We start from the raw sequence: 25,564 nt of genomic DNA on the forward strand, positions 1-25,564 counted from the left end.
AGCCCGCAAAGCCAGCGGGCTCATCATGCGCAGCAACGATGCACTCCATCTCGGCCTGATGCTCGGGGCGCTTGCCGCGTCCTATCTGGTGCCGTTCGAGCTGTTGCTGCTGGCCTATGTCGTGCTCGGCCCAGCGCATTATTTCACCGAGATCTCGTGGCTGCATGATCGCAGCTACTATCTGCCTCACCGCGGGATTGCCGCTGTCCTGGCGATTGTCGCCGTGGTCGCGGCCCTGATCGACAACGCGTCATGGTTCGGCTCCGCAATGTGGGGCGCGCTGGTCGTATGTGCCATGCTGGCAGCCACCACCTCGGCGATCGAAAGCATGCTGCTGTTCATGGCGGCCATCGCGCTGTCCGCGATCATGTATTCGAGCGGGTCTTCACTCGCGGTCATCGGCATCCTGATTCCGACCTTGATCCACGTCTGCCTGTTCACGCTGATCTTCATGGTGCTCGGTGCCTACCGGTCCGGCAGCCGCGTGCAGGCCGCGCTGGTGGCCGTCTACCTCGTCGCGATCGCCACGATCCTGCTGGTGCCGCCGACCGCCGAAATCCGGATCGCGAGCTTTGCCCACGTCGGACAGGATTACTTCGGCAATGTCGGTCCGGCCCTCGGCCGGCTGTTCGGCGTGCCCGGGCTCGTCCTCGACGTCAGGCTGACCAGCCTGCTCGCCTTCGTCTACACCTATCATTATCTGAACTGGTTCATCAAAGCCGACGTGATCCGCTGGACCGCTGTGCCAAAGGCGCGGCTGGCGGCGATGGCCGGCGCCAGCGCCGTCTCCACCGCGCTGTACTTCTACGACTACGCCTTCGGCTTCACCTTCCTGCTGGCGCTGAGCCTGATCCACATCCTGCTCGAATTTCCGCTCGACAGCCTTGCGCTGCGGCAGCTTGGATCCGCCGTCCACGGCGCGGTACGCGCGCGATTCGCGGAGCCCGCCGCGGCTTCCGCGACGCGATCGCGTTCTACAGGCACCAAGACTATGAAACGCGCATCCCGGTCACATTGATCATGCCACCGCGCTCTTGCGGCGATACGCGATCAGAAGCGCGATCGTCGAGCCGATGAAATAGCCGGCGGTCGCGCCCGAAATGGCGCGGCCGGCGATGAAGGCCACCGCGCGATCGCCCGCATCGATCGCCGAGATCACGCCAACCGTGTACTGCACAGAGAACACGACGAGGTTGCGGACCAGCGCAAACGCGCTGCCGGGACGAATGATCTCCCCGGTCGTGTGATCGACATCGAACGGACGCGGCGTCAGCACGCCGAGCGGCAGTAGCGCCAGTGCCGCCGCGATCCAGGCGATCAGCGGCCACGTGCCGTCCTGATGTCCAAAGCTGATCCGTGAGACGCCCCAGACGATGAACACGGCCGGCACGATCAGCGCGCGCGAGATCGGCGCCCTGCGCGGCTGCATCGCCTTGATGCCCTGCCAGACCAGATAGGCAAGCAATGCGAAGACCCAGAGCGGCGTATGAGTGATGATGCCGAGCGCGAACTTCATGATTGACTTTCGTCACTATGCCTGACCGAGGCGAAACGATAAAAATCAGATTGACAACCTAAGTGTGCGCGCACGATATTCTCTATCTATTGTCGGTACCGCGTATTTACCCATCCATTTGCCTGACGGATAGCGAAATGCTGCTTCGCAGAGTGATGAGATTTGCCGCAATTGTGCTGATTCTGTCGTGCGGGAGCTTGGCCTACGCGCAGCAGCTTCCTGAAAATCCGACTCCAAGCGCCACCGCGACGGCTCCAGGCCTCAACCAGGAGCGCATCACCAACGCACCGCCACCGTCGGGATCATCATCCGCAGGAACGGAGGCCGCCAAGACCGTGCAGCCTCAAGGCTACGTCACCTACAAGACGCCCTATGAATTCTGGTTAACCGGCCTCGCGATCGCATTGGTGGTCGCCATGGCAATCCTGCTGTGCGTGATGGCGGCGATCAGCAAGCTCACGCAGGAATTTTACAAGGCCTTCCTGATCCTTCTCGTGGTTTTTGCCGCACTGTTCCTGATCGTCGCCGGCTACACCGACACGCAGACAGCGCCCGTATTCAGCCTTCTCGGCACGATCGTCGGATATATTTTCGGCAAGTCGACGCCGGGAGCGATCGAAGAATCCTCAAGCCGTCCGCCGGCTCCAGATACTGCCAACGAGGCTCTTCCCAATCAACCTGCACCACCGGCAGGCGGCAATGCCGCGCCGGCAGCAAGAGGTTAACGTCGGACAAGAGGGTATCGTCATGGACTGCTTACGCACCGCCATAACAACCGCCGGCCTCATTCTGATCCTGTCGACGCAGATCGCATCAGGTCAATCGGCCCCGTCAGTCGGAAATCTCGGCTTGCGTGCTCCCAATCTGCAGACCACGATTGAGAGAAACGCGATCAGGCCTGATCTGGCGCCGCACGTATTCTCTCCCAATCTGCCGACTTTGGCGCCAGGCCACACGTCCCCCGGCGCCACGATGGGTACGAATGTCGCTGCGTCTCTTCCGTCTCGGCTGCTGGCCGACCCCGTAGTCGGCGCAACGAGCGTCGGATTCTACAACGATGCCGGTCAGCCGCTCGGCTTTCAGTTCATTGTCGGCGGCGTTGCGCAAAGGATCGAACTGGCGCCCCGCCAGGTCCTGACGGTCGACGCTGCCAACGGCGATCTCAAGGCCATCGTTGGGACGGGAAATACCGACTTCCAAACCGTGTTGGCACGCGGCAAAATCTACGTCTTGCGCGCCGACGGAGCCAAATGGGTGTTGGCCGCTTTCTGAGAGGCAGGCCTTTCTCACAACGGCGCCGCGCTCTCGCCCTGCGAGCTCGACAATTTCGAGGCGAGCGAGGCGATCACGATGACGACCGCGATCAAGGCGATCACCAGCGTGCAGATCGCGTTGATCTCGGGCTTCACCCCCAGCCGTACCTCTGAATAGATCCGGATCGGCAGCGTCGCGGAGCCCGGGCCGGTGGTGAAGCTCGCGATCACGAGATCGTCCAGCGACAGCGTGAAGGCGAGCATCCAGCCCGCGACGATCGCGGGCGCGATCAGCGGCAGCGTCACCGCCACGAACGCGCGCACGGGATCGCAGCCGAGATCCATCGCGGCCTCTTCCAAGGAGCGGTCGAGCGAACCGAGGCGGGACTGCACGACGACGGCGACGAAGCACGTCGTCAGCGTGGTGTGCGCGATCGTCACGGTCCAGAAGCCCCGCTCGGCGTTCAGCGCCACGAACAGCAGCAATAGCGACAATCCGGTAATCACCTCCGGCATCACCAATGGCGCGTAGAGCATGCCGGAGAACAGGGTGCGGCCGCGAAACCGCTCGCCGCGCGACAGCGCCAATGCGGCGAGCGTGCCGATCAGGGTCGCAATGGTCGCCGACGAAACCGCGACGCGCAGGCTCATCCAGGCCGCCTCGATCATGGCGCGGTCATTGAAGAACTCGTGATACCAGCGCAGCGACCAGCCGCCCCACACCGTCACCAGCCGCGAGGCGTTGAAGGAATAGATGACGAGGATCAGGATCGGCAGATAGAGGAGGGCCAGACCCAGCGCGAGCGAGGCGACGTTGAAGCGGGACAGGCGGGAGACCTTGCGCATCGCCTCACCGCCCCTGTTCCAGCTGCCGCTTCTGCAGCCGTTCATACAGCAGCAGCGGGACCAGCAGCACCACCAGCAGTACGATGGCCGCGGCGGAGGCGACCGGCCAGTCCTTGTTGGTGAAGAACTCGAGCCACAAGGTCTGGCCGATCATCAGGGAATTGGAGCCGGCCAGGAGATCCGGAATGACGAACTCGCCGACGATGGGGATGAAGCACAGCAGCACGCCGGCGCCGACGCCGGGCAGCGACAGCGGGAAGGTGACGAGCCAGAACACCTGCCAGCGCGGTGCGCCGAGATCGGAGGCGGCCTCCTCCAGCACCGGCTCCATTTTGGCCAGCGTGGCGTAGAGCGGCAGGATCATGAACGGCAGGTAGGAATAGACGATGCCGATATACATCGCGTTGTCGGTGGAGAGCCACACCACCGGCTGACTGACCAGATGCAGCGCCAGCAGGATCTGGTTGAGCAGCCCGTCATGCTGGAGGATGTTGATCCAGGCATAGATGCGGATCAGGAACGAAGTCCAGAACGGCACGATCACCAGCACCATCGCCACGGCCTGCCAGCGCGCCGGCAGCCGCGCCATGCCGTAGGCGATAGGATAGCCGATCAGAAGCAACAGCGCGGTCGCGGTGACGGCGACGGTGAGGCTACGCACATAGGCGAACACGTAGATGTCGTCGGAGACGAGCAGCCGGAAATTGTCGATCGACAGCGCGGCAAAGGCGGACTTCAGCGCCCCCCATCCCGCCATCAGGTCGAACACCGGCTCGTAAGGCGGCTGCGCGATCGCCGTCTGCGACAGGCTGATCTTCAGCACGAAGCCGAACGGCACCAGGAAGAACAGCACCATCCAGACATAGGGCGCGATCGCGGCAAGTCGAGCCGGTCGCGCAAAAATGCGGCGCGCGCTCATGAGGGCAGCACCACGCAGTCGTCGGGCGTAAACCAGGCGACGACAGGCTGGTTCAGGCTGTAGGCGTCGACGTCAAGGCGCGCGCTGTTGGCGACCGAGGCCTGCAGCATCCCTCCGGCATCGAGCTTCACCTTGTAAGTGGTGGTTCCGCCGAGATAGCAGATGTCGGCGATCACGCCGTCCAGCTGGTTGATGGCCGTTTCATGACCGGCTTCCCTCACCGGACCACGGCGCGACAGCTTGATCTTCTCGGGGCGGATCGCAACCGATAATCTGACCTCACCGAACGGCCCGCGCGGCTCCGCCACCACCAGCGGTCCCGCATCACGCGTGCCTATGACCAGACGATGACCGTCGCGTAATTTGGACTCGGCGTCGAACAAATTGATGTCGCCGACAAACTCCGCGATCCAGCGCGAGCGTGGCGCCTCATAGAGCTCGCGGGGACTCGCCACCTGCGCGAGCTTGCCCTCCCTCATCACGCCGATCCGGCTCGCCATCGTCATCGCCTCTTCCTGATCGTGGGTGACGATGATGAAGGTCATGCCGAGCCGGCGCTGAAGCTCCATCAGCTCGCCTTGGGTGCTTTCGCGCAGCTTCTTGTCCAGCGCTGCGAGCGGCTCATCGAGCAGAAGGAGCTGCGGGCGCCGCGCCAGTGCGCGCGCCAACGCCACGCGCTGGCGCTGCCCTCCGGAGAGCTGATCGGGCTTGCGCTTCTCGAGCCCATCGAGCTTCACCAGCGCGACCATCTCCGCAACGCGCGTGACGATGTCGGCGCGCGCCATGCCGGCGCGCTTCAGGCCGAAGGCGATGTTGTCGCGCACCGACAGGTGCGGAAACAGCGCGTAGTTCTGGAACATCATGTTGATCGGCCGCTCATGCGGCAGCGCCTGCGCGATGTCCTTGCCGCCGAGCAGGATGCGCCCTTGATCCGGCGCTTCGAAACCGGCGAGCATGCGCAGAAGCGTGGTCTTGCCGCAGCCGCTGGGCCCGAGCAGTGCAAAGAACTCGCCGGCCTTGATGTCGAGCGACACGCCGTCGACGGCCCGGAACGTCCCGAACGTCTTGGCGACGCCCTCGATGCGCAGCAGCGGCTCGCCGGCCGCGAACTGCGTCTCTCCAACCGCCTCCGCGGCGGCGTCTGTTCCGGGCAATTCGTCAGTCATGTCCCTGCCAACCCCAATCCCGCCGCACGCTAGCGGCCGATCGTCCCTCACTCAACCGGTTAGAGGCGGTTCGTTCACGCATTCGCCATGAACGCGGCCAGCGCATCGCATTCCTGCGCTGACATCGTCAGGCCGAGCTTGGAGCGGCGCCACAGGATGTCCTCGGGAAAACGCGCCCATTCGTGGGCCATGAGATGGCGCACCTCGGCCCCGGTCAGTTCGGGACCGAAGGCGGGGCCGAGATCGTCCCGGGTCTTCGCCTCGGCAAGCACAGCCGATAGCCGCGAGCCATAGGCCGCGACGAGGCGTTGGGCCTGCGTCTCCGAGAGAAAGCGCCAGCGGTCACGCGCAAGATCGACTTCGATGTCGAAACGATCCCAGGCAAAATCTCCGCCCGGTAGCGCCACGCCTGCGGTCCAGGGCGGCGACATCGGATAGAACGGCGTCAACTTCGTCACCGCACGCTCCGCCCGCAGGCGCGAGGTGGTGACGTCACCCCCGAACATCGTGATCAGCGGCGCCTTGCGCCGGCGCGCGTGGAACAGCGTCGTGCCATCACGCCCGCGCACGGACGCCAGCGTCAGGTTGACGCCGGAGACCGCGCGCACCACGTCGGTCGGGGCAACGCGCTCGCGGAAATAGCGACTGGCCGCTTCGCAGAGATAGCTGACGTCGGCACCCGGCATCGCGACGATCGCGGGATCGCCGGTGAAATCGTGCGTGACTGTTCCGATCAGGGTGAAATCGCGATCGAGGGGACTCGCGAAGATCAGCCGGCCATCGCTGTTCTGGAAGACGTAGACGTTATCGGAATCAAACAAGCGCGGGACGATGATCTGGCTCATCTGCATCGCCGCCATGGCGGGTTGCGGCTGCCGCAGCACGGTCTCGGCGACCATCGACGTCCAGCCGCCGGTGGCGTTGGCCAGTGCCCGGGCCGTGATCGTGCGACGATGGCCGCGGTCGACCACCGCGAGCCGCCATGTGTCGGTTCGATCGGCGCGCACACAGCGCGCTCCAGTCCGAATCACGGCGCCGCGCTCGGCCGCACCCAGTGCCGTGAGCACCACCAGTCGGGAATCGTCGACGACGCAATCCGAATATTCGAAGGCCGTGCCGAATGGTCGCTTCAGCGCGTTGCCGACCGGATGATGCGTGATGTCGAGGGTCGCCGTTGCAGGCAGGCCGCTCCGGCTGGTGAGGCTGTCGTAGAGGAGCAGGCCCACGCGCAGCAGCCATGGTGGGCGCTCGTCGGAATGCGCCGGGATCACGAAGCGCATCGGCCGAACCAGATGCGGCGCGATCCGGAGCCAGGTCCGGCGCTCGGCGAGCGCCCGGCGCACCCGTCGGAAGCCACGCCGTTCCAGCACCGAGAGATCGCCATGGATCAGCCGCGGTGTTGCCGAGGACGCCGCGCCGCCCAGATCGCCCTGCTCCAACAGGATGACCCGCAGGCCGCGGCCGGCGGCATCGCGCGCGAGGCTGACACCGTTCAGGCCGCCGCCGATGATCGCAAAATCGTAATCCGCCATGAAGCCGTCGAATGGGAAGCGAAAGAAGCGCCCACCATGACTAGCCGGTCTTGAGCGCAAGCTCCATGACTTCGGCGCGACCGACGAGGCCGGCATATTGCCCGATCGGCAGGGGCTTGCCGAGCAGATAGCCCTGCACGCCATCACAGCCTTCTTCGGCGAGGAAGACGAGCTGTTCCAGCGTCTCGACGCCCTCGGCGACGATCGACATGTCCAGGCCATGGCCGAGATCGATCACCGCGCGCACGATCGCCGCCGATTGCGGGTTGCGGCCGAGATTGATGATGAAGGCGCGGTCGATCTTGATCTTGTCGAACGGGAACGCCTGGAGATAGCTCAGCGAGGAATAGCCGCTGCCGAAATCGTCCATGGAAATGCGCACGCCGAGCGCCTTGAGCCGGCGCAGCAGCGCAAGACCGCGATCGAAGTCCTCGATCAGCACGCCCTCGGTGATCTCGAGCTCGAGCCGGCCGGGTGCGAGACCCGTCTCGAGCAGGATGGAATGGACGAGCCCGACCACGTCGCCGTGCATGAACTGGGCCGGCGACAGGTTGACCGCGATCTGAAGCGGCTTCGGCCAGGACGCGGCCTCGCGGCAGGCCTCGCGCAGGATCCACTCGCCCATCTCGACGATCAGGCCGCTTTCCTCCGCGATCGGGATGAATTCGGCCGGGGAGACCTGGCCGCGCACCGGATGCTGCCAGCGCGCCAGCGCCTCGAAGCCGATGATCTCGCTCTCGGCGACACTGAGGCCCGCGGCGCCCTGCGGCTGGAAGGCGAGCGACAGCTCGCCGTTCTTGATCGCCACCGAAAGGTCTTGGTGCAGCACGCGACGATCGCGGATCTGCTGGTCCATCTCCGGCTGGAACAGGCTGATCGTGCCGCGCGATTTCTGCTTGGCGCGGAACAGCGCCGCGCCGGCATTGGCGAGCAACGAGGCGGCGTCGGCGCCGTTGTGCGGGAAGATCGACATGCCGGTGGTGACGCCGGCGCGGACCGGGCGGCCCTCGATCTGGAATTCCTTGGCGATCGCAGCACCGATCTGCTGCGCCAGGGCGAGACCTGCGTCCGGCTGTTTGCCGTCGATGATCAGGCCGAACTCGTCGCCGGACAGGCGCGCCACCACGCCGCCGCGCGCGGAGTCCTGGAGCCGCTGGGCCACCTCGACCAGGAGCTTGTCGCCGTGCGCATGACCGAAGACGTCGTTGACCTCCTTGAGGCCGTCGAGATCGACGCACAGAACCGCGAACTCCTCGCCGGTGCCCTCGCAGGCCTCGATCATCTGGGTCAACGCCTGCAGGAATGCGGCACGGTTCGGCAAATCGGTGAGGCCGTCGTGATAGGCCATGTGCGCCATGCGCGACTCGGTCTGCCGGCGATCGGTGACGTCCTCGTGGGTCTTGATCAGATATTGCGGCTCCCCGGTGTCGCTCAGCACGGTGGCGCGGCGGGTGAGGAACAGCCGCAGCCCGTCCTTGGTGGAGATCGGGTGCTCTTCGGTGATCATCCCACGCTTCTTGATCGCGGCTTCGTCGCGCGCGATGATCAGCTTGGCTTCCTTGGGATTGAAAATGTCGGACGCGGTCAGGCCCGTGGCTTCCTCGCGCCTGCGGTTAAGGATCGTCTCAGCGCTGCGGTTGGCGAGCAGGTAGCGACCGTCCTTGACCTGCTCGACGATCAGCGCCACCGGGATGTTATCGACCACGAGCTCCAGGAACTTCTTCGTGCTCTCCAGCTCCTGCGACAGCGAGCGGCGGTCGGTAACGTCCTCGAAAACCACCAGCAGGAATTCAGGCTTGTTGCTCTCGTTGCGGACCACGATCCGGATCGAGGCCACCATGCGCTGGGTCGCGCCGCGCTCGACCTCGAATTCGTTGCGGTACTGGCCGGCGGGCGCGATCAGCGCCGCCCGATCGGTCGCCTCGATGCTGGCCGCCGATTTCGGCCCGAACAGCTCGCGCGCGTTCTTGCCGACAACCTGGTCCCGCGAAAATCCCCAGAAGCGCTCATAGGCGCTATTGGCGAAGATGTAGCGACCATCCTCGATGTTCTTCGCGGCCACGCAGGCCGGCACGTGGTCCAGCAATGTTTCCAGGAACTGCTTGGTGGAGGCGAGCTGCCGCGATAGCTTGCGCTGCTCGGTGACGTCCAGATGCGTCGCCACCGAGCCGCCGTTGGGCAGCACGAAATACTTCACCAGGATGGCCCGCCCGTCCGGCAGTTCGGTGATCAGGCCATTCGGGCTTGCCGCCTTCTCGTAGAACTCATCGTCGGAAGCACCGAGCACCCCTCGCTGGCGCCGCAGCTCGAGGATGTCGTGGCCGGTCATGCCCGCCCAGATGTCCGACCGCATCAAGCCGTAGATATCGAGATAGCGATCGTTGCAGAAGATGATGCGCCGCTGTGCATCCGTCATCACCACGCCCTGGTTGAGATTGTTCATGGCGGAGGAGACAAAGGCATTGCGCCGCAGCTGCAGACGCCTGGTCCGGCGCAGCGAGGAATGGATCCACAGCGCGATCGCGACGAGGAACGAGCAGATCACGACGCCCGCGATCAGGGCTTCCCAGATCACGTCGGGATTGAGCTCGCCGAGATAGCTCGGAGGAGTGAAGCTGTCGGAGAGGGCAAAGGCGCGCGCAGGCGCCACCGCTGCGGCCAAGCACACGACGGCCTGCACCGCAATCGGAAGCGCGCTGCCCGCGTGCCAGTTCTTCTCAGCCATCAGCCACCCGCGATTTCAACGTCGGATTGTCTGGTCTCGCGGGTTTGGATCGGGTAAACGCCTGTACGCGCAACGGAAAAATGTGGCATCAAATACGGCAATTGCCCTGACATGATAAATTCTTCCTTAACGGAAAACGCCCCCGCGCCGCCCTCCCCAGGCGTGAGGCCATCGTCGCTTCGAGCGGACGTCCTGCACAACCATGGATAGGGTCGACTGCGTCGTCATCGGAGCTGGCGTGATCGGGCTCGCGGTGGCTCGAAAGCTGGCGCAAGCCGGGCGCGAGGTGATCGTGCTCGAGGAAGCCGAGGCCATCGGCACCATCACCTCCTCGCGCAACAGCGAGGTGATCCATGCCGGCATCTACTATCGCGCCGGAAGCTGGATGGCGCGCATGTGCGTCGACGGCAAGCACGCGCTCTACCGTTACTGTTCCGAGCGCGGCATCCCGCACAGGAATTGCGGCAAGCTGATCGTCGCGACCAATCCGAAAGAGACCGAGAAGCTGCAATCGATCAAGGCGCATGCCGAGGCCAACGGCGTGCTCGACATGCAGTTGCTCACGGGCGATGCGGCATGTGCGCTGGAGCCGGCGCTCGCCTGCGACGCCGCGCTGCTGTCGCCGTCGACCGGCATCATCGACAGTCACGCCTATATGCTCTCGCTGCGCGGCGAAGCCGAGGATGCGGGCGCGGCGTTCGCGTTCCACACCCCGCTGATCCGTGCCAAGGCGACTGCCGGCGTCATCGAGATCGAGGCGGGCGGCGAAGCGCCGATGACCCTGCAATGCAGCCTCCTCGTCAACGCCGCCGGGCTCTCGGCGACCACGGTGGCGCGCAGCATCGAGGGCATGCCGCTGGATCGGATCCCGACGGCCTACCTCGCCAAGGGAAACTACTTCAGCTGCAATGCCAGAGCACCGTTCTCGCGCCTGATCTATCCGGTGCCAGAGCCCGGTGGCCTAGGAGTGCATCTGACGCTGGACATGGCAGGGCAGGCCCGTTTCGGCCCCGACGTCGAGTGGATCGAGACGATCGACTATGAGGTCGACCCGTCACGCGCCGAGCGCTTCTACCCGGCGATACGCAAATACTGGCCGACGCTGCCTGACGGCGCGCTCATGCCGAGCTATTCGGGTATCCGCCCGAAGATCGTGCCGCCGGCGGTGGCTACGCAGGATTTCTTGATGCAGGGCCCGCGCGATCACGGCGTCGACGGCCTGATCAATCTGTTCGGCATCGAGTCACCCGGATTGACGTCATCGCTCGCGATCGCGGATCACGTCGCCGAACTCGCAAACACCTAGCGCTCAAAAGCGAACTGAAGTCTGGTCACGTGCAAAGAACCGCGGCCAAACAAGGCGCCGGAGCCGCGCGAATCCTTGCACGTGCGCGCCTCGCAGCAGGGATGAGCGCAAAGGCTCCCATCCCTGCTAGAAAGGGTACGTTCAACTCTACGCTGTTGCAGGGGTTACTAGTGGAGCGTGTCGCCGTGCCTGAGACGCTCGATCTGGTCCTTGACCATCAACTTCCGGCGCTTCAACTCAACAATTTGCAGGTCGTCTGTTGAAAGGTGCACGAGAGCTTCGTGCAATTCGTTTTCGAGAGTTTTATGCTTCCGTTCCAATTCAACCAGATGTGCCTGAATTGTCATTCGAAACCTCCTCGGTAGGGGTGAACCTTGGATTCGACCGGACGACGAAGTGTACATCACCGATTCGTTCTGTCGATGGGTATCCGTCGTCGCAGTGTCATTTTTGAAAATACATATGTAACGAAGCGTGAGTAAGGGAACCACGCGGGAAAAATCCGTGATATCAATGCGCTTGCGCAACGCCGGAGCGACCGCAGAAATATCTCGCGGGAGATCGACGCGGGACAGCCGGAGATCGCTTGCGATCACGGCGCGCAAGGACGATAGTTTCCACAGGGCATCCACAGCCTTAATCTCACGCCTATCGGTTTTTCGGCCACCGCAGACATGACCAATGAAGATGCGCGCGAACTCGAATCCGAGCTCGCCCGGTTGCACCAGGAACACCGAGATCTCGATGTGGCGATCGATGCACTGCATCAATCGCCCGCCCCCGACCTGTTGCGGTTGCAGCGGTTGAAGAAACGCAAGCTGTTGTTGCGTGACCGTATCGCGTTCATCGAAGACCAGATCACGCCCGACATCATCGCCTGATCCACAGGTAGAAACTTGGCGGCCCCCCCGGCACGTAAATCCGCTTGACTCGAAAGGAACAAAATAAGAACATTTGAGCACCCAAGCCCCCGGGGAAACCGTCCAAGGAACACGCAGATGTCGGCAACCGCCCTTCTCGACAACAGCCATTATGAACAAGCCTGCGATCAGGCGATCGCGATGTGCGACGGCAATCTGCGCAGCACCATCAAGGCGCTGATCATGGCCAATGAATATCTGGAGGCCGAGCTGGAGGAATTGCAGGCGGCGGTTTCCGCCGGGTGCATTCCGGAGACCTCGCGCAGCAAGATGCGGAGCAAGAGCAGCGCCGCCTGAGCTGTCAGCTATCGGAGCCGACCATGTCCGATGTCACCTATTACGTTGCATTACCCTTCCTGACCGACGAGGACGGATCGCCGGTCGCAGGTGCGGCCGAGGAATGCCAGAGCGCGGCGGCCGCGCTACGGCGCGCCGAGATCATGTCGCACGGCGCCGGCCACACCGGCGCCGTCGCGTTCAGCCGCAGCGGCGATCCCATGACCGGCGAATTCGGTGACGCCAAACTGCTCCGCAGCTTCGGCGACGTACCGAAAGACCTCGGCACGCTTTGACTAGCTGCTGACGAGCCTGATGCGCGGCTCGTGCCGCCGGTGCGCCTTGCGCACGTACATCGCGGCATCGGCCTCCTCCAGGGCGCGCGCGGCGTCGGACTGCACCCCAAGCAGGGCAACGCCGGCGGAAGCGCCCGCGCTCACGTGCTGGCCGCGAAAGACAAAGGACAATTCGTCGATGGCCTGCTCGAAGGCTGCGGCCTTCGCCTTGGCGTCGGTCTCGCTGAGATTCCAGAGCAGCAGCGCGAACTCGTCGCCGCCGAGCCGGCCGACCACGTCGGAGGCGCGGATCTGCCGCGTCAGCGTGGTGGCGATCGCCTTCAGCACCTCGTCGCCGGCCGCATGGCCGAAGGAATCGTTGATCGGCTTCAGCCGATCGACGTCGAGCACGATCAGCGCGCCGCTGGCACGGTAGCGCTTCATGTAGGCTACGGCGCGTGCGAGCTCGCGTTCGAAGCCGCGCCGGTTCGGAATTTCGAGCAGGAAGTCGGTGTCGGCGGCAGCCTCCAGCTCCGCGACCCGCCGCAGCGCCCCCTTGAGCTTGCTCCGGAGCTCGCGGATGGTCGCGTTGATGGCCGGCTTGATAGCCGCCTTAACGGCCGGCTTGGCGCCGTCATCGGCAGACGCTTCGCGCCGCGGCGGTCTGGCCGGACGCCGCGCCGGACGCTTAGCGGGATTCTCGGGCGGCCTCTTGGCCCGACGCTTGAGAGCAACTTTGGAGCGACCGGCGCTGGTTTTCGGGCCCTTTTTGGCCTTCGCAGCGCTCGCCCTTTTTGGTTTCTTCATGGGCATCCTGCTCAATGAAGGCTTGCGGGGATTCACCAAGACAGGATAGTGCATTCCCTTCTCCTTGCCACCGCCTTGCGAGCCACCGGCCGGAACCGCTAATCTGGCCTATCTTCCTGTTTTTCGAGCACAATTCACGTCATGACCGCGCCGATCGCCATCATCATGGGAAGCCAGTCGGACTGGGACACGATGCGGCATGCCGCCGATACGCTCGCAGGACTCGGCGTTGCCGCCGATACCCGCATCGTTTCGGCACACCGCACCCCCGACCGGCTGTTTACGTTCGCCAAAGGCGCCAAGACGGCTGGCTACAAGGTCATCATCGCCGGCGCGGGTGGCGCAGCCCACCTGCCCGGAATGGCGGCGGCGCTGACGGAACTGCCCGTGTTCGGCGTCCCGATTGAATCCAGGACGCTCAAGGGTATCGATTCGCTCTATTCGATCGTCCAGATGCCCGCAGGCATCCCGGTTGGCACCCTCGCCATCGGCAAGGCCGGTGCCATCAATGCGGCGCTGCTGGCGGCTGCCGTGCTGGCCTTGTCCGACCCGGCCTTGTCCGACCGCCTCGCCGCCTGGCGCAAGGCGCAAACCGAAGCCGTGGCCGAGCGTCCGGAGGACAAGGCGTGACTGACGCAAAGCAGGTGAAGCTGAAGCCCGGCGACACCATTGGCATCCTCGGCGGCGGACAATTGGGGCGGATGCTGGCCATGGCGGCAGCCCGGCTCGGCCTGCGCTGCCAGGTGTTCTCGCCCGATCCGGACTCACCGGCCTTCGACGTCGTCCTGAATGCGACCTGCGCCGAATATGCCGATGTCGAAGCACTCGAGCTGTTCGCCAACGACGTCGACGTCATCACCTACGAATTCGAGAACGTGCCGTCCGCGGCCGCGATGGTGCTGGATGCGCGCCGCCCGGTGCTGCCCAACCGCAAGATCCTCGAGACCACCCAGGACCGGCTCGCCGAGAAGGATTTCGTGACGCGGCTGGGCATCGGCACCGCAGCCTATGCCGACGTCACCTCGGTCCCGTCATTGCGCGAGGCGATCGCCAGGATCGGCCTTCCGGCGGTGCTGAAGACCCGCCGCTTCGGCTATGACGGCAAGGGCCAGGCCATCATCCGCGAGGGCGACGACATCGCGAAAGTGTGGACCAGTCTCGCCACCAAATCGGCGATCCTGGAAGCCTTCGTGCCCTACGAACGTGAGATTTCCGTGATCGCCGCCCGCTCGGCCACAGGCCAGGTCGAGTGTTTCGACGTCACCGAAAACGAGCACCGCGACCACATCCTGAAGATCTCCCGTGCGCCCGCGCGCATCCCGGACCTGCTCGCCGAGGAAGCGCGCAGCATCGCCGGCAAGATCGCGGGCGCGCTCGATTATGTCGGCGTGCTTGCCGTCGAGATGTTCGTGCTCGCCAACGGCAGCGGACCCAAGGTGCTGGTCAACGAGATCGCTCCGCGCGTGCACAATTCCGGACACTGGACGCTCGACGGTGCGTCCGTCTCGCAGTTCGAGCAGCACATTCGCGCCATTGCCGGCTGGCCTCTCGGCAAGCCCGTGCGCCACGGCGAAGTCGTCACCATGACCAATCTGATCGGCGACGAGATCAACGAATATGACAAGTGGCTGAGCGTGCCGGGCGCGACCGTGCACATCTACGGCAAGGGCGCGCCGCGTCCGGGCCGCAAGATGGGCCACGTCACCGAAGTGCGACCCACGACCGGGAATTAGCGGGGCCGCGGCGCATGCCGCGATCCCGCTTTGCGATTACGCCGTCTTCGCGCCCGCGACGACGCCGGTGGGTTCGTCGCTGAGCCAGCGATAGATCACCCCGCCCAGCGCGCCGCCGATCAGAGGCGCGACCCAAAACAGCCAGAGCTGCGACAGCGCCCAGCCGCCGACGAACAGCGCGGGCCCCGTGCTGCGCGCCGGGTTCACCGAGGTGTTGGTGACGGGGATGCTGACGAGATGGATCATCACCAGTGCAAGCCCGATCGCCAGCGGTGCAAAGCCCACCGGCGCGCGGCCGTGGGTGGCGCCCATGATGATGAACAGGAACATCATGGTCATAACCACCTCGGTGAGGAAGCACACGATCATGCTGTACTGGCCGGGAGAATGGGCGTCGTAGCCGTTGGACGCGAACCCTTTGCTGACGTCGAAGCCGGAAGCTCCGCTTGCGATGACGTAGAGCAGCCACGCCGCCACGATCGCGCCGGCGACCTGTGCGATCACATAAGGCAGGATCTGTCCGGCCGGAAAACGTCCGCCGGCAGCAAGACCGACGGTGACGGCCGGATTGAGATGGCAGCCTGAGATGTGGCCGATCGCATAGGCCATGGTGACCACGCTCAGCCCGAATGCGAAGGAGACACCGACCAGACCGATACCGACCTGCGGAAAGCCGGCTGCGATCACGGCACTTCCGCAACCTGCGAATGTAAGCCAAAAGGTGCCGATAGCCTCGGCCGCGTATTTCTTCATATCCATGTGGCGTCCCCTGCTTTCAAAGATTCCGGAACAAAGCCCCGAAAACGGCCCCACCCTTGGCGTCGAATCTCCCAAATCAGGGCCGCACAGAGGTATTTTGCCTCATTTAATGGCTGAACTTGGCCCGAAAACCCGCTTGGCCGGTGGACATCCCAGGTTTTGTCTGATACATCCGCGCCCTCAAGGTTAAGGGCTTGTGCGTTTCGCCATCCCCTTTGACTTACCAGAATTCAAATCCGATCCACTGAAGAGGATGCCGCGTGCAGGTTCTCGTTCGCGATAACAATGTCGATCAAGCCCTCAAGGCGCTGAAGAAGAAGATGCAGCGCGAGGGTATTTTCCGCGAGATGAAGCTCCGCGGTCACTACGAAAAGCCCTCCGAGAAGAAGGCCCGTGAAAAGGCCGAAGCCGTGCGTCGCGCACGCAAGCTGGCCCGCAAGAAGCTGCAGCGCGAAGGCCTGCTGCCGATGAAGCCGAAGCCGGTGTTCGGCGCCGGCCCCGGCGGTGATCGCGGCGGTCGCGGCGGCCCGGGTGCTGGTGCAGGTGCAAGTGCTGGTCCGCGCGGACCGCGCTGATTTTCCGGACTTGAGACACTTCAGTTTTCGATGACGCGGGCCCCTGGCCCGCGTTATTGTTTTGTGAGCGGTGCCTTGCTGGGATGGGGCACTACCGATGCGGCACTGGCGCGAGCGAACCGTAGATGGCCTCCCCTTTCCCCAAGCGCGGCTTGGCGCGGTTACGCCAGATCCTGCTGCAGCCGTTGGCGCTGGCCTTGATGGGAATCTCGCTGTGCGGCTGCTCCTTCGACCTGGGATCGCTGACGCCGGAGAAGGAGAAGCCGCAGGAGGCACCCAAGGCAGCTGCGACCGCCGAGAACGTGGTCAGCGCAGTCAACGTCAGCGAAGCCCAGGCCCATACGGCCAAGGCCCAGGCCCTGGCAAAGTCCGGCGAGACGACGGCCGCGCTCGATGAATTCAATCACGCGGTCGAACTCGATCCCTATAATGCGCAGGCACTCTATGGCCGCGCCCTGATCTACCAGGGCAAGAACCAGCACGATTTCGCGATCGCCGATTTCAGCGCGGCGAGCGGCCTTAACCCGCAGAAGGTCGAGCCGCTGCTCGGCCGCGCCACCAGTTATCTCGCCCTCGGCAAGGCCAAGGAGGCCGCGGCCGATCTGGATGAGGCTTCCGAGGCCGATCCACATAATGCCCAGGTCTGGACCATCCGCGGGCAAGCCTATGAACGGCTGGGCGACAGGACCAAGGCGGCGGCGTCCTACACCAAGGCGGTCTCGCTTCGTCCGCGCGACGATGCCGCCCGCAGCGGCCTCGCCCGCGTCGGCGGCTGACGATTCTGGCGCGGAAGCGCCGTCTTAATCCGGGGTGACGCCCTTCGGCAGAACGGAGTGGAACATGGACTTGACGCCCGACAGCATGTCGTCGGCGACATTGGTCTTCGGCCGCGGCATGGACGCGCCGGCATCGGCGCGCAGATCGAGCGGGGGCGCAATCATCGGGACCGGAATATCAGCCGGCGGTGTCAGCCGATTCGGGTTCTCGTTGCCGACCGAAGCGGTATAGGGCGGGCTCGGCTGCGACGAGCCGCCATTGCCATAGGCCTCCGCTGCGGGTGTCGAGACCGTGATCGGCGGCGGCAACGGACGAACCGATGACGTATCCACGGGAATGATACGCGGGGCCTCCGGGGTGCGGGCGGCTTCACGCACCGCAGGCTCCTGAGTCTTCTCGGGCGACTTGGTCTCCGAAGACCTGTTGTCGGAAGACTTGGTGTCGGAAGATTTGGCCTCAGCCGCTTTGCTCTCAGGCGACTTGCGCAGGCGCTCGATCGCGGCGCGCACGAGATCGTTGGCGTCGGGGGTTGCGGCCGGCGCGGCAGCAGCCGGCGCCGAATTGGCCTCCACCACCGGGGTGGGGGGGGCGGGTGCACTGATGGCCGGGGTGGACTTGGCGACCGCCTTCTCGCGCGCGGACGGCTTGCCGCGCGGCGAGGCCTCGGCCGGGGCCACGTCCGCGGTCTTGGCCTCCGCGGCGGGCTGATCCGCAGCCTTCTCGGCCGCCGGCTTGTCCGTCACCTTCTTCTCGGAAATGCCCTTGGCCTTGACGCCGGGCGCGGGGAGGTTGGCCACATCCGCGGGCTTGCCGTTCTTGCCCGCCTCGGCGGGCGCCATCACGGCCGCGGGTGCATCCGCCGCCGGCTTGGCGTTGATGTAATGATTAACGATGTACGCCCCGATGATCGTTGCGAGCACCGAGGGGAAGATGTCCATCGAGATTTTAGCGACGTATTTCAGCATTCCGGCCACTCCCCGCGCGATCTGATGCGGGAACTTTGAGGCATAGTGAGGGATCAACTGCGACGGATCAATGGCAAAGGGGTACGCCGGACTTACGACTTCAGCTCAACCTCAAGGAACACGATCTCGGTTGCGGTTTCGTTAAGCACGTCGTGCTGGACGCCGGCCTTGCGAAAATAGGATTTCCCGGCTGCAAGCTGTGCTTTGGTCCGCTCGCCATCGGGTGCCACGATGGTCATTTCCCCTGCGACCACGGGAACAATGACGTAGTCCATGCCGTGGGTGTGATGCCCGGTGGCGCTGTTTGGCGCGAGCCGCCACTCGGTCACCCGAACCTGCTCATTGTCGACCTGAACTTCGGACTTGGCGGCAAGCATCGGAACTCTCCTGGGGCATATCCGGAAATCGGTTTAGGGCACGAAAACCATGAACACGTAGACGGCAAATACCACCATATGGACCAGCCCGAACAGGACATTGGTCCTGCCCGTACCGAAGGTCAGCATGCTCAAAAAGAAGGTCAGGAGCAAAAGCACGCTGCCCTGGTCGCTGAGGCCGAGCGTGAGCTCCTTGTCGAGTGCATAGGTCGCGACACCGACGGCCGGGATGGTCAGCCCGATGGTGGCGAGCGACGAGCCGAGCGCGAGGTTGATGCTCTTCTGGAGGTCGTTCTTGCGGGCGGCCGAGACGGCCGCGACGCCTTCCGGCAGCAGGATCAGGAGCGCGACCAGAAGTCCGGCAAAGGCAGGCGGCGCACCAATTTTGGCCCCGACGGCGTCGACCACCAGCGAGAATTTCTTGGACAGCAGTACGACCGCCAGCAACGCGATCAGCAGCAGCACGACGCTGAGCACCAAGGTCCGGCCCGCCAGATGCGCCCCGCCGCTGCCGCCGCCCGCCCGTTCGTGAACGAAGTAATCCTTGTGCAGCACGGTCTGGGTGTAGAGAAACACCCCGTACAGCGCGAGCGTGACCACGTCGACGAAGCCGAGTTGAACCGCCGAATAGACCGGGCCCGGCGTGGTCGTGGTGTAGTTCGGCATGATCAGGGTGATGGTCGCGAGCGCGAACAGCACGCTGAGATAGACGTTGGCGCCGGAGAGCTGAAAGCCCTGCTCGCGATAGCGCAGGCCGCCGATGAAGATGCAGAGCCCGACGAGGCCATTGCAGACGATCATGACCACGGCGAACACGGTGTCGCGCGCCAGTTCCGGGGCGGGCTTGTCGCCCAGCATGATCGTGGTGATCAGCGCCACCTCGATGATGGTCACCGCGAGCGTCAGCACCAGCGTGCCGTAGGGTTCGCCGACCCGCTCGGCGATCATCTCGGCATGATGGACCGCGGCAAACACCGTGCCGAACAGGATGACGAGGAGCACGAGAGCGAAGACGAGCCCGCCGAACGACAGCGTAAACACGTAGCCCGTCGCGCTGACGGCCACGAACAGCAGCACGGCCAGCGCCGGAAAGATCCAGGCCGACCGAGGCATCGGATTGTGCGCGCTCATCCATCGGCTCCAATTGCTTCGCGCAAATTCATCGCATCTTGGGCGAGCAGTAGCAAATCGGCCGGCGGATTCAATGCAGGTGCAGGATCGGCGCGAACGGCAGCAGCGTCAGCAGCACGAACAGCGGAATGAGCACCGCGCCGGCGCGCACGAAATAACCGAAGAAGCTCGGCATCTCGATGCCGTTCTCGCTGGCGATGCTGCTCACCATGAAGTTCGGCGCATTACCGATATAGGTGAGCGCGCCCATGTAGACTGCGCCCATGGAGATGGAGGCGAGCGTGCCCGAGAGCTCGTGCATCAGCACCTGCGGGTCGCCGCCGGCGAGCTCGAAGAACAACAGATAGGTCGGCGCATTGTCGAGGAACGCCGACATCAGACCGGTGAACCAGAAATAGGCAACCTCGCGCGGCGTGCCGTCCGGTGAGGTCACGGCCGACAACAGCCAGGCGAACGCGCCGTGATGGCCGGCATCGAGCATGGCGATGACCGGAATGATCGCGATAAAAATGCCGGCGAACAGCTTTGCGACTTCGCGGATCGGCTCCCAGGTGAAGCCGTTGGCCTGCCTGTGCTCGTCCGGCGTCAACCACACCGACAGGCCCGCTATGGCCAAAAGGGCCGCGTTGCGGGCGATGTCTTCCAGCTCCAGCCTGGTTCCGAGAATGTCGAAGGCGATGCCGGGCTTCCACATTGCCGAGGCCAGCAGGCTCCCGACGATGGCTGCGATCAGCACCAGGTTGACGAGGCCGCGGATGCGGACGGGCTTCGCGGCGCCGGCGGCGCCGGGCAAGGGTTCGCTACGGAAGCGCCAGACGTCGATGACGACGAAAATCGCGAGCAGCAGTCCGGCAACGATCGCCGTCTGCAGCCAGATGGTCCGCGTGGTCCAGAAGAAGTCGACGCCATGAAGGAAGCCGACGAACAGCGGGGGATCGCCGAGCGGGCTCAGCGCGCCGCCGACGTTGGCGACCAGGATGATGAAGAAGATGACGACATGGGCGTTGTAGCGCCGCGGCCGGTTGGCGCGGATCAGAGGGCGGATCAGGATCATGGCCGCCCCCGTGGTGCCGACGACGCTCGCCATCGCCGTACCGAGCGCGAGGATGCCGGCGTTGGCCGCCGGTGTCGCCTTGATGTCGCCCGTCACGAGAATGCCCCCCGCCACGACATAGAGCGAGAACAGCAGCACGATGAAGCCGAGATATTCGGCGAGCATGGCGTGAACGAGCGCGGCCAACGTCGCCATGCTCCCGGCAAGGATGACCAGCGAGGCGAGTGCCAGCAGCGACCAGGCCGCGGCGATCTTGCCGTAATGATGGTGCCAGACTTTTGCAAAGAGCAGCGGGCCGAGCGCGATCGACAGCAGGAGGCCGGCAAAGGGCAGCGCATAGGGCCAGCGCATCGCCGCGCCGTCGAGCCCGGCCGCCGCCCATGCGTGCTGTGGCAACAACACGACGAGGAGTGCGGCGATGAACCCGCTCGCGCGCCGAACGACAAGCCATCTAGGAAGCAATGAAGCGCCTCGCCGTTTCAATCGCACCGAACGCATCGAGATTGTCGTGTCCACCGCCTGCAAAGGGAACGAACTGCTTCGGTTCGTGCGCAAGCGCGAACAGACGCTCTCCGAACACGATCGAAATGGCAAGGTCATTGGTGCCATGCATCACCAATAGCGGCACAGTGACGCGCGGGATACGCTCGTCGGAATGAAATGGATCGCGCATCAGCAGACGCACCGGAACGAACCAGAACGATGAAGCTGCAATATCGGCCGTCGATGTATAGGGAGCTTCCAGGATGAGTTTTCCAACACGATGCTCCGAAGCGATCGCGACCGCCACGCCGGTCCCGAGCGAAAAGCCCCAGGCGGCGATTCGTTCCGCCGCGTAGCGCGCGGTGGTGAAGGCGTAGGCGGCCGCGGCATCGCGCAGCAGGCCCGCCTCGCTCGGCGCCCCGCTTGAGCCGGCATAGCCGCGATAGGACAGCGCGACGAGGCCGGTGCCGTCCGCCGTCATGGCCTTGAAACGGCTGATGCAACCGGCGAGATAATCGCCATTGCCCGGGAAATACAGGATCACGGGACGGCCGGGCTTCGCCGGCACGTGCCAGACGATGACCTTCTCGCCATCGGAGGTCGTCAGGACGTGCTCTTCGGCCTCAGGGAGGCCTGCGGCGTCCGGCGCGGTGCGGCCGACGGGCGGGATCGGAAACAGCATCTCGCGCTGCCTGACATACAGCACGAGGAGACCGGCGCAATAGACGGTCACGAGCAGGATGGCGATCCACTTGACGATGATCATGGTGACGCGGCTTGGCCCCGGTTGAGGGCTTGCACCGGCTCCGCAGCAATTTCATGACACCGCCCCAAGGCGCGCCGACCGCACGCCGCCTGGTGAGCGGTGTGCCATGCGACGCGCTGCTCGCGCGTCGCTTTGGCAATGGCCCCCTTGCCCGCGCTACATCGCCTTGACGATGTTCTCGGTGACCTTCTTGGCGTCGCCGAGCAGCATCATGGTGTTGTCGCGATAGAACAGCGGATTGTCGATGCCGGCATAGCCCGAAGCGAGAGAGCGCTTGATGAACATCACGGTGCCGGCCTTCCAGACCTGGAGCACGGGCATGCCGTAGATCGGCGAGGTCTTGTCCTCTTCCGCCGCCGGATTGGTGACGTCGTTGGCGCCGATCACGAAAGCGATGTCGGCCTGCGCGAATTCGGAGTTGATGTCCTCGAGCTCGAACACCTCGTCATAGGGCACGTTGGCTTCAGCCAGCAGCACGTTCATGTGGCCGGGCATGCGGCCGGCGACCGGGTGAATGGCGTATTTCACCTCGACGCCTTCCTTCTTCAGGATATCGCCCATTTCGCGCAGCGCATGCTGAGCCTGCGCCACCGCCATGCCGTAGCCAGGCACGATGATGACCTTCTGCGCGTTCTTCATGATGAAGGCGGCATCGTCGGCCGAGCCGAGCTTGGCCGGCTTCTGCTCGCCGCCGCCACCGCCGGCCGCCGCGGTCTCGCCGCCGAAGCCGCCGAGAATGACCGAGATGAAGGAGCGGTTCATCGCGTGGCACATGATGTAGGACAGGATCGCGCCGCTTGATCCCACCAGCGCGCCGGTGATGATCAGCGCGGAATTGCCGAGGGTGAAGCCGATGCCGGCCGCGGCCCAGCCCGAGTACGAGTTCAGCATCGAAATCACGACCGGCATGTCGGCGCCGCCGATCGGGATGATCATGAGGACACCGAGCGCCAGCGCGATGATGACGATCAGCCAGAAGTCGAGCGCGCTGCCCGTCATTACCAGCCCGACGATGAAGACGACGAGCGCGATCGCGAGCGCGATGTTGATGATGTGACGGAACGGCAGGATGATCGGCGAACCACTCATCCGCGCGGACAATTTCAGGAACGCGATCACCGAGCCGGTGAAGGTCAGCGCGCCGATGGCGACGCCAAGCGACATCTCGACCAGGCTCTGCGCATGGATGTTGCCGGGCGTACCGATGTCGAACGCCTCGGGCGCGTAGAACGCGCCGGCGGCGACCAGCACCGCGGCCATGCCGACCAGCGAGTGGAAGGCGGCGACCAGCTCCGGCATCGAGGTCATCGGCACGCGGCGCGCGATCACCGCGCCGATCGAACCGCCGATGGCGATACCGAGGATCACCAGCACCCAGGCGAGACCGTCTGCGGGCGGATGGTTGGCCAGCGTGGTGGCGACCGCGATCGCCATGCCGATCATGCCGAACAGATTGCCCTGCCGCGACGAAGCCGGGCTTGAAAGCCCGCGCAGCGACAGGATGAACAGCACTCCCGCCACGAGATACAAAAATGCAGAGAGGTTGGCGCTCATCTCAGGTCCCCATTGATCCCATCAGCCCGAGGTGGCCGCTCACTTCGGCTTCTTCTTGTACATCCCCAGCATGCGCTGGGTGACAAGGAAGCCGCCGAAGATATTGATGCAGGCAAAAATCAAAGCAACGAAGCCGAAGGCGCGCGCCCAGCCCGAGCCGCTCGAAACATTCGCAACTCCGCCGGCGAGCAGCGCGCCGACCACGATCACCGAGGAGATCGCGTTGGTGACGCTCATCAGCGGCGTATGCAGCGCAGGGGTCACCGACCACACCACGAAATAGCCGACGAAGACCGCGAGAACGAAGATCGACAGCCGGAAGACGAAGGGGTCGACGACCTGTGCAACATGCTCCATGACGGCTCTCCTTACGCTTTCGGCTGGAAATTCGGGTGGATGACGGCGCCGTCCCTGGTCAGCGCGGTCGCCTTGACGAGTTCGTCGTCCCAGTTCACGGCCAGCGCCTTGCTGGTCTTGTCGACCATCGTTTCGATGAAGTTGAACAAATTCCGGGCGTAGAGGCTGGAGGCCGACGCCGCGACGCGGCCGGCGACGTTGGTGTAGCCGACGATCTTGATGCCATCGACATCGGCGACCTCGCCCGCCTTGACGCCTTCGACATTGCCGCCGCGCTCGACGGCGAGATCGACCAGCACCGACCCCGGCTTCATCGACCTGACCATGTCGGCGGTGACGAGCTTCGGGGCCGGCCGGCCCGGAATCAGCGCGGTGGTGATGACGATGTCCTGCTTCTTGATGTGCTCGGCGGTGAGCGCGGCCTGCTTGGCCTGGTACTCCTTGGACATTTCCTTGGCGTAGCCGCCGGCGGTCTGCGCGTTCTTGAATTCCTCGTCCTCGACGGCGAGGAATTTCGCACCGAGCGATTCGACCTGCTCCTTGGTGGCGGGCCGGACGTCGGTCGCGGTGACGACGGCGCCGAGACGGCGCGCGGTCGCGATCGCCTGGAGGCCGGCGACGCCGACGCCCATCACGAACACTTTGGCGGCGGGCACCGTGCCGGCTGCGGTCATCATCATCGGGAAGGCGCGTCCGAAGGCCTCGGCGCCCTCGATCACGGCGCGGTAGCCGGCAAGGTTGGCCTGCGAGGACAGCACGTCCATCACCTGCGCGCGCGTGATGCGCGGCATCAATTCCATCGCGAAGGCGGAGACGCCGGCATCGGCGATCGTCTTCAGCGCGGCCTCGTTGCCGTAGGGGTCCATGATGGCGATGACGAGCGCGCCGCGCTTGTACTGTGCCAACTCGGAGGCTTCAGGGCGCCTCACCTTGATGATGATGTCGGCATCCTTCAGCGCGTCGGCGCTGACGGTGGCGCCCACGGCAGCGAATTCGGAGTCCGGCAGGCCCGACTTGAGGCCGGCGCCCGGCTCGACCGCGATCTCGGCGCCCAACGCCTTGAACTTCTTCACCGTATCCGGCGAAGCGGCGACCCGCGGCTCCGACGGATCGATTTCCTTGGCAACGGCGATCTTCATAGGCCCTCCGGCGACGCGGGAAAGAGCGCGCACGCGAACTTAGCGTTACTCCCGCAACGTTGGATACCGGTTTTCAATCCGGCTTGATTGCAAATTTTATGGGCACCGACGACGCTGGCGGTGCTGCAAGCGATGGATCAGGTCAGGAAGATCGCCATCAGGATCACGATAAGCGCGACCGAGACCGTGCCGTACTTCACCAGCTTGATGAAGCCCTCGTAGGTCTGCTCGTGGGCAACGTAGTCGTTGCCGTCGGCGGTGCTGTACGCCACTTCGCTATGGTCAGCCATGAATTGTCCCCAGTCGAAAGTCGAATTTCATGGCTGGGATACCGCAAACTTCCGGGCAGGGCA

29 protein-coding genes are annotated in these 25,564 nt (G+C 64.5%); 11 read left to right on the forward strand and 18 right to left on the reverse strand.

From position 1 onward, the window contains the following. The first annotated feature begins 25 nt into the window (after window positions 1–25). The gene (locus BRA471DRAFT_RS30065) at window positions 26–1,018 is read left to right on the forward strand and encodes a hypothetical protein (protein WP_007614197.1); all 993 of its coding nucleotides are present in this window, start codon (window positions 26–28) and stop codon (window positions 1,016–1,018) included. On the opposite strand, the gene BRA471DRAFT_RS30070 is transcribed toward BRA471DRAFT_RS30065, so the two are convergent. Further along, complete coding sequence (locus tag BRA471DRAFT_RS30070) at window positions 1,019–1,516, reverse strand: DUF6622 family protein (protein WP_007614199.1); 498 nt, start codon at window positions 1,514–1,516, stop codon at window positions 1,019–1,021. A 197-nt stretch (window positions 1,517–1,713) separates the two neighbouring features. On the opposite strand from BRA471DRAFT_RS30070, the gene BRA471DRAFT_RS30075 reads away from it, so the two are divergent. Both BRA471DRAFT_RS30075 and BRA471DRAFT_RS30080 read left to right on the forward strand, forming a co-directional pair. Then, a complete protein-coding gene (locus BRA471DRAFT_RS30075) occupies window positions 1,714–2,241 on the forward strand; it encodes a hypothetical protein (RefSeq protein ID WP_231170987.1) in 528 nt (175 codons plus the stop codon). Beyond that, window positions 2,216–2,788 (forward strand): hypothetical protein, encoded by a 573-nt coding sequence (locus tag BRA471DRAFT_RS30080; protein ID WP_035974391.1) that lies wholly within the window; start codon window positions 2,216–2,218, stop codon window positions 2,786–2,788. The genes BRA471DRAFT_RS30075 and BRA471DRAFT_RS30080 overlap by 26 nt, the downstream gene beginning before the upstream one ends. 14 nt (window positions 2,789–2,802) lie before the next feature. Here BRA471DRAFT_RS30080 and BRA471DRAFT_RS30085 read toward each other — a convergent pair whose 3' ends face one another. The 5 genes from BRA471DRAFT_RS30085 to BRA471DRAFT_RS30105 all read right to left on the reverse strand — a co-directional run bounded on the left by BRA471DRAFT_RS30085 (window position 2,803) and on the right by BRA471DRAFT_RS30105 (window position 9,957). Then, window positions 2,803–3,615: an ABC transporter permease gene (locus BRA471DRAFT_RS30085; protein ID WP_007614203.1), complete on the reverse strand. Its 813-nt coding sequence runs from the start codon at window positions 3,613–3,615 to the stop codon at window positions 2,803–2,805. 4 nt (window positions 3,616–3,619) lie between these two features. Continuing rightward, window positions 3,620–4,534: an ABC transporter permease gene (locus BRA471DRAFT_RS30090; RefSeq protein ID WP_007614204.1), complete on the reverse strand. Its 915-nt coding sequence runs from the start codon at window positions 4,532–4,534 to the stop codon at window positions 3,620–3,622. Then, the gene (locus BRA471DRAFT_RS30095; RefSeq protein WP_007614205.1) at window positions 4,531–5,700 is read right to left on the reverse strand and encodes an ABC transporter ATP-binding protein; all 1,170 of its coding nucleotides are present in this window, start codon (window positions 5,698–5,700) and stop codon (window positions 4,531–4,533) included. Before BRA471DRAFT_RS30095 ends, BRA471DRAFT_RS30090 begins: the two co-directional genes overlap by 4 nt. 74 nt (window positions 5,701–5,774) lie before the next feature. Next, the gene (locus tag BRA471DRAFT_RS30100) at window positions 5,775–7,232 is read right to left on the reverse strand and encodes a glycerol-3-phosphate dehydrogenase (protein ID WP_007614206.1); all 1,458 of its coding nucleotides are present in this window, start codon (window positions 7,230–7,232) and stop codon (window positions 5,775–5,777) included. Window positions 7,233–7,272: 40 nt separating this feature from the next. Then, complete coding sequence (locus tag BRA471DRAFT_RS30105) at window positions 7,273–9,957, reverse strand: EAL domain-containing protein (protein WP_007614207.1); 2,685 nt, start codon at window positions 9,955–9,957, stop codon at window positions 7,273–7,275. 202 nt (window positions 9,958–10,159) lie between these two features. Here BRA471DRAFT_RS30105 and BRA471DRAFT_RS30110 point away from each other — a divergent pair, with 202 nt between their 5' ends. Next, complete coding sequence (locus tag BRA471DRAFT_RS30110) at window positions 10,160–11,263, forward strand: NAD(P)/FAD-dependent oxidoreductase (RefSeq protein ID WP_035974393.1); 1,104 nt, start codon at window positions 10,160–10,162, stop codon at window positions 11,261–11,263. Window positions 11,264–11,430: 167 nt separating this feature from the next. On the opposite strand, the gene BRA471DRAFT_RS30115 is transcribed toward BRA471DRAFT_RS30110, so the two are convergent. Then, entirely contained in the window at window positions 11,431–11,610 is a 180-nt protein-coding gene (locus BRA471DRAFT_RS30115; RefSeq protein WP_007596254.1) for a YdcH family protein, read from the reverse strand. 327 nt (window positions 11,611–11,937) lie between these two features. Between BRA471DRAFT_RS30115 and BRA471DRAFT_RS30125 the strand changes: the two genes are divergently transcribed. From BRA471DRAFT_RS30125 to BRA471DRAFT_RS30135, 3 genes are all read left to right on the forward strand, one after another. Then, entirely contained in the window at window positions 11,938–12,144 is a 207-nt protein-coding gene (locus tag BRA471DRAFT_RS30125; protein ID WP_007596255.1) for a YdcH family protein, read from the forward strand. 117 nt (window positions 12,145–12,261) lie between these two features. Next, window positions 12,262–12,480 (forward strand): hypothetical protein, encoded by a 219-nt coding sequence (locus BRA471DRAFT_RS30130; RefSeq protein ID WP_007614210.1) that lies wholly within the window; start codon window positions 12,262–12,264, stop codon window positions 12,478–12,480. A 23-nt stretch (window positions 12,481–12,503) separates the two neighbouring features. Beyond that, the gene (locus BRA471DRAFT_RS30135) at window positions 12,504–12,755 is read left to right on the forward strand and encodes a hypothetical protein (RefSeq protein WP_007614211.1); all 252 of its coding nucleotides are present in this window, start codon (window positions 12,504–12,506) and stop codon (window positions 12,753–12,755) included. On the opposite strand, the gene BRA471DRAFT_RS30140 is transcribed toward BRA471DRAFT_RS30135, so the two are convergent. Beyond that, window positions 12,756–13,541 (reverse strand): GGDEF domain-containing protein, encoded by a 786-nt coding sequence (locus tag BRA471DRAFT_RS30140; protein WP_035974395.1) that lies wholly within the window; start codon window positions 13,539–13,541, stop codon window positions 12,756–12,758. Between the two features lie 141 nt (window positions 13,542–13,682). Here BRA471DRAFT_RS30140 and purE point away from each other — a divergent pair, with 141 nt between their 5' ends. Together purE and BRA471DRAFT_RS30150 are read left to right on the forward strand one after the other, a co-directional pair. Beyond that, window positions 13,683–14,171: a 5-(carboxyamino)imidazole ribonucleotide mutase gene (gene purE / locus BRA471DRAFT_RS30145; protein ID WP_007614214.1), complete on the forward strand. Its 489-nt coding sequence runs from the start codon at window positions 13,683–13,685 to the stop codon at window positions 14,169–14,171. After that, window positions 14,168–15,274, forward strand: a complete 1,107-nt coding sequence (locus BRA471DRAFT_RS30150) for a 5-(carboxyamino)imidazole ribonucleotide synthase (RefSeq protein WP_007614215.1) — start codon at window positions 14,168–14,170, stop codon at window positions 15,272–15,274. The genes purE and BRA471DRAFT_RS30150 overlap by 4 nt, the downstream gene beginning before the upstream one ends. A gap of 36 nt (window positions 15,275–15,310) precedes the next feature. Here BRA471DRAFT_RS30150 and aqpZ read toward each other — a convergent pair whose 3' ends face one another. After that, window positions 15,311–16,033, reverse strand: coding sequence for an aquaporin Z (aqpZ, locus tag BRA471DRAFT_RS30155; protein WP_007614217.1), 723 nt, complete (start codon window positions 16,031–16,033; stop codon window positions 15,311–15,313). Window positions 16,034–16,293: 260 nt separating this feature from the next. Between aqpZ and rpsU the strand changes: the two genes are divergently transcribed. After that, entirely contained in the window at window positions 16,294–16,608 is a 315-nt protein-coding gene (gene rpsU / locus BRA471DRAFT_RS30160) for a 30S ribosomal protein S21 (RefSeq protein ID WP_007614218.1), read from the forward strand. 125 nt (window positions 16,609–16,733) lie between these two features. Then, window positions 16,734–17,384, forward strand: coding sequence for a tetratricopeptide repeat protein (locus tag BRA471DRAFT_RS30165; protein WP_007614219.1), 651 nt, complete (start codon window positions 16,734–16,736; stop codon window positions 17,382–17,384). A gap of 24 nt (window positions 17,385–17,408) precedes the next feature. Here the strand turns inward: BRA471DRAFT_RS30165 and BRA471DRAFT_RS30170 are convergent, their stop codons facing one another. The 9 genes from BRA471DRAFT_RS30170 to BRA471DRAFT_RS30210 form a co-directional block, all read right to left on the reverse strand. After that, a complete protein-coding gene (locus BRA471DRAFT_RS30170) occupies window positions 17,409–18,350 on the reverse strand; it encodes a hypothetical protein (RefSeq protein WP_007614220.1) in 942 nt (313 codons plus the stop codon). 92 nt (window positions 18,351–18,442) lie between these two features. Then, window positions 18,443–18,727 (reverse strand): cupin domain-containing protein, encoded by a 285-nt coding sequence (locus BRA471DRAFT_RS30175; RefSeq protein ID WP_007614221.1) that lies wholly within the window; start codon window positions 18,725–18,727, stop codon window positions 18,443–18,445. 33 nt (window positions 18,728–18,760) lie between these two features. Then, complete coding sequence (locus tag BRA471DRAFT_RS30180; RefSeq protein ID WP_007614222.1) at window positions 18,761–19,858, reverse strand: calcium:proton antiporter; 1,098 nt, start codon at window positions 19,856–19,858, stop codon at window positions 18,761–18,763. Window positions 19,859–19,928: 70 nt separating this feature from the next. Beyond that, entirely contained in the window at window positions 19,929–21,410 is a 1,482-nt protein-coding gene (locus tag BRA471DRAFT_RS30185; protein WP_050992670.1) for a sodium:proton antiporter, read from the reverse strand. Then, window positions 21,364–22,161 (reverse strand): alpha/beta hydrolase, encoded by a 798-nt coding sequence (locus BRA471DRAFT_RS30190; RefSeq protein WP_007614226.1) that lies wholly within the window; start codon window positions 22,159–22,161, stop codon window positions 21,364–21,366. Before BRA471DRAFT_RS30190 ends, BRA471DRAFT_RS30185 begins: the two co-directional genes overlap by 47 nt. A gap of 156 nt (window positions 22,162–22,317) precedes the next feature. Then, on the reverse strand, window positions 22,318–23,715 hold the full coding sequence (locus BRA471DRAFT_RS30195; protein WP_007614228.1) for an NAD(P)(+) transhydrogenase (Re/Si-specific) subunit beta: 1,398 nt from the start codon (window positions 23,713–23,715) through the stop codon (window positions 22,318–22,320). Between the two features lie 39 nt (window positions 23,716–23,754). Then, the gene (locus tag BRA471DRAFT_RS30200; RefSeq protein ID WP_007614230.1) at window positions 23,755–24,072 is read right to left on the reverse strand and encodes a proton-translocating transhydrogenase family protein; all 318 of its coding nucleotides are present in this window, start codon (window positions 24,070–24,072) and stop codon (window positions 23,755–23,757) included. Window positions 24,073–24,083: 11 nt separating this feature from the next. Further along, a complete protein-coding gene (locus BRA471DRAFT_RS30205; protein ID WP_007614231.1) occupies window positions 24,084–25,211 on the reverse strand; it encodes a Re/Si-specific NAD(P)(+) transhydrogenase subunit alpha in 1,128 nt (375 codons plus the stop codon). Between the two features lie 137 nt (window positions 25,212–25,348). Beyond that, a complete protein-coding gene (locus BRA471DRAFT_RS30210; protein ID WP_007596280.1) occupies window positions 25,349–25,501 on the reverse strand; it encodes an aa3-type cytochrome c oxidase subunit IV in 153 nt (50 codons plus the stop codon). Window positions 25,502–25,564 lie beyond the last annotated feature (63 nt).

This window comes from Bradyrhizobium sp. WSM471 (assembly GCF_000244915.1).
Classification (GTDB): Bacteria; Pseudomonadota; Alphaproteobacteria; order Rhizobiales; family Xanthobacteraceae; genus Bradyrhizobium.

What these genes read in the sequence shown, in the direction of transcription:
- BRA471DRAFT_RS30080 (WP_035974391.1), top strand. Translation starts at nt 2,216, where the DNA reads ATGCCGCGCCGGCAGCAAGAGGTTAACGTCGGACAAGAGGGTATCGTC.
- BRA471DRAFT_RS30140 (WP_035974395.1), bottom strand. Translation starts at nt 13,541, where the DNA reads ATGAAGAAACCAAAAAGGGCGAGCGCTGCGAAGGCCAAAAAGGGCCCG.
- BRA471DRAFT_RS30125 (WP_007596255.1), top strand. Translation starts at nt 11,938, where the DNA reads ATGACCAATGAAGATGCGCGCGAACTCGAATCCGAGCTCGCCCGGTTG.
- BRA471DRAFT_RS30070 (WP_007614199.1), bottom strand. Translation starts at nt 1,516, where the DNA reads ATGAAGTTCGCGCTCGGCATCATCACTCATACGCCGCTCTGGGTCTTC.
- BRA471DRAFT_RS30105 (WP_007614207.1), bottom strand. Translation starts at nt 9,957, where the DNA reads ATGGCTGAGAAGAACTGGCACGCGGGCAGCGCGCTTCCGATTGCGGTG.
- BRA471DRAFT_RS30185 (WP_050992670.1), bottom strand. Translation starts at nt 21,410, where the DNA reads ATGCGTTCGGTGCGATTGAAACGGCGAGGCGCTTCATTGCTTCCTAGA.
- BRA471DRAFT_RS30100 (WP_007614206.1), bottom strand. Translation starts at nt 7,232, where the DNA reads ATGGCGGATTACGATTTTGCGATCATCGGCGGCGGCCTGAACGGTGTC.
- purE (WP_007614214.1), top strand. Translation starts at nt 13,683, where the DNA reads ATGACCGCGCCGATCGCCATCATCATGGGAAGCCAGTCGGACTGGGAC.
- BRA471DRAFT_RS30170 (WP_007614220.1), bottom strand. Translation starts at nt 18,350, where the DNA reads ATGCTGAAATACGTCGCTAAAATCTCGATGGACATCTTCCCCTCGGTG.
- BRA471DRAFT_RS30085 (WP_007614203.1), bottom strand. Translation starts at nt 3,615, where the DNA reads ATGCGCAAGGTCTCCCGCCTGTCCCGCTTCAACGTCGCCTCGCTCGCG.
- BRA471DRAFT_RS30130 (WP_007614210.1), top strand. Translation starts at nt 12,262, where the DNA reads ATGTCGGCAACCGCCCTTCTCGACAACAGCCATTATGAACAAGCCTGC.
- BRA471DRAFT_RS30195 (WP_007614228.1), bottom strand. Translation starts at nt 23,715, where the DNA reads ATGAGCGCCAACCTCTCTGCATTTTTGTATCTCGTGGCGGGAGTGCTG.
- BRA471DRAFT_RS30135 (WP_007614211.1), top strand. Translation starts at nt 12,504, where the DNA reads ATGTCCGATGTCACCTATTACGTTGCATTACCCTTCCTGACCGACGAG.
- BRA471DRAFT_RS30090 (WP_007614204.1), bottom strand. Translation starts at nt 4,534, where the DNA reads ATGAGCGCGCGCCGCATTTTTGCGCGACCGGCTCGACTTGCCGCGATC.
- BRA471DRAFT_RS30205 (WP_007614231.1), bottom strand. Translation starts at nt 25,211, where the DNA reads ATGAAGATCGCCGTTGCCAAGGAAATCGATCCGTCGGAGCCGCGGGTC.
- BRA471DRAFT_RS30165 (WP_007614219.1), top strand. Translation starts at nt 16,734, where the DNA reads ATGGCCTCCCCTTTCCCCAAGCGCGGCTTGGCGCGGTTACGCCAGATC.
- BRA471DRAFT_RS30175 (WP_007614221.1), bottom strand. Translation starts at nt 18,727, where the DNA reads ATGCTTGCCGCCAAGTCCGAAGTTCAGGTCGACAATGAGCAGGTTCGG.
- BRA471DRAFT_RS30200 (WP_007614230.1), bottom strand. Translation starts at nt 24,072, where the DNA reads ATGGAGCATGTTGCACAGGTCGTCGACCCCTTCGTCTTCCGGCTGTCG.
- BRA471DRAFT_RS30110 (WP_035974393.1), top strand. Translation starts at nt 10,160, where the DNA reads ATGGATAGGGTCGACTGCGTCGTCATCGGAGCTGGCGTGATCGGGCTC.
- BRA471DRAFT_RS30190 (WP_007614226.1), bottom strand. Translation starts at nt 22,161, where the DNA reads ATGATCATCGTCAAGTGGATCGCCATCCTGCTCGTGACCGTCTATTGC.
- BRA471DRAFT_RS30180 (WP_007614222.1), bottom strand. Translation starts at nt 19,858, where the DNA reads ATGAGCGCGCACAATCCGATGCCTCGGTCGGCCTGGATCTTTCCGGCG.
- aqpZ (WP_007614217.1), bottom strand. Translation starts at nt 16,033, where the DNA reads ATGGATATGAAGAAATACGCGGCCGAGGCTATCGGCACCTTTTGGCTT.
- BRA471DRAFT_RS30210 (WP_007596280.1), bottom strand. Translation starts at nt 25,501, where the DNA reads ATGGCTGACCATAGCGAAGTGGCGTACAGCACCGCCGACGGCAACGAC.
- BRA471DRAFT_RS30065 (WP_007614197.1), top strand. Translation starts at nt 26, where the DNA reads ATGCGCAGCAACGATGCACTCCATCTCGGCCTGATGCTCGGGGCGCTT.
- BRA471DRAFT_RS30095 (WP_007614205.1), bottom strand. Translation starts at nt 5,700, where the DNA reads ATGACTGACGAATTGCCCGGAACAGACGCCGCCGCGGAGGCGGTTGGA.
- BRA471DRAFT_RS30115 (WP_007596254.1), bottom strand. Translation starts at nt 11,610, where the DNA reads ATGACAATTCAGGCACATCTGGTTGAATTGGAACGGAAGCATAAAACT.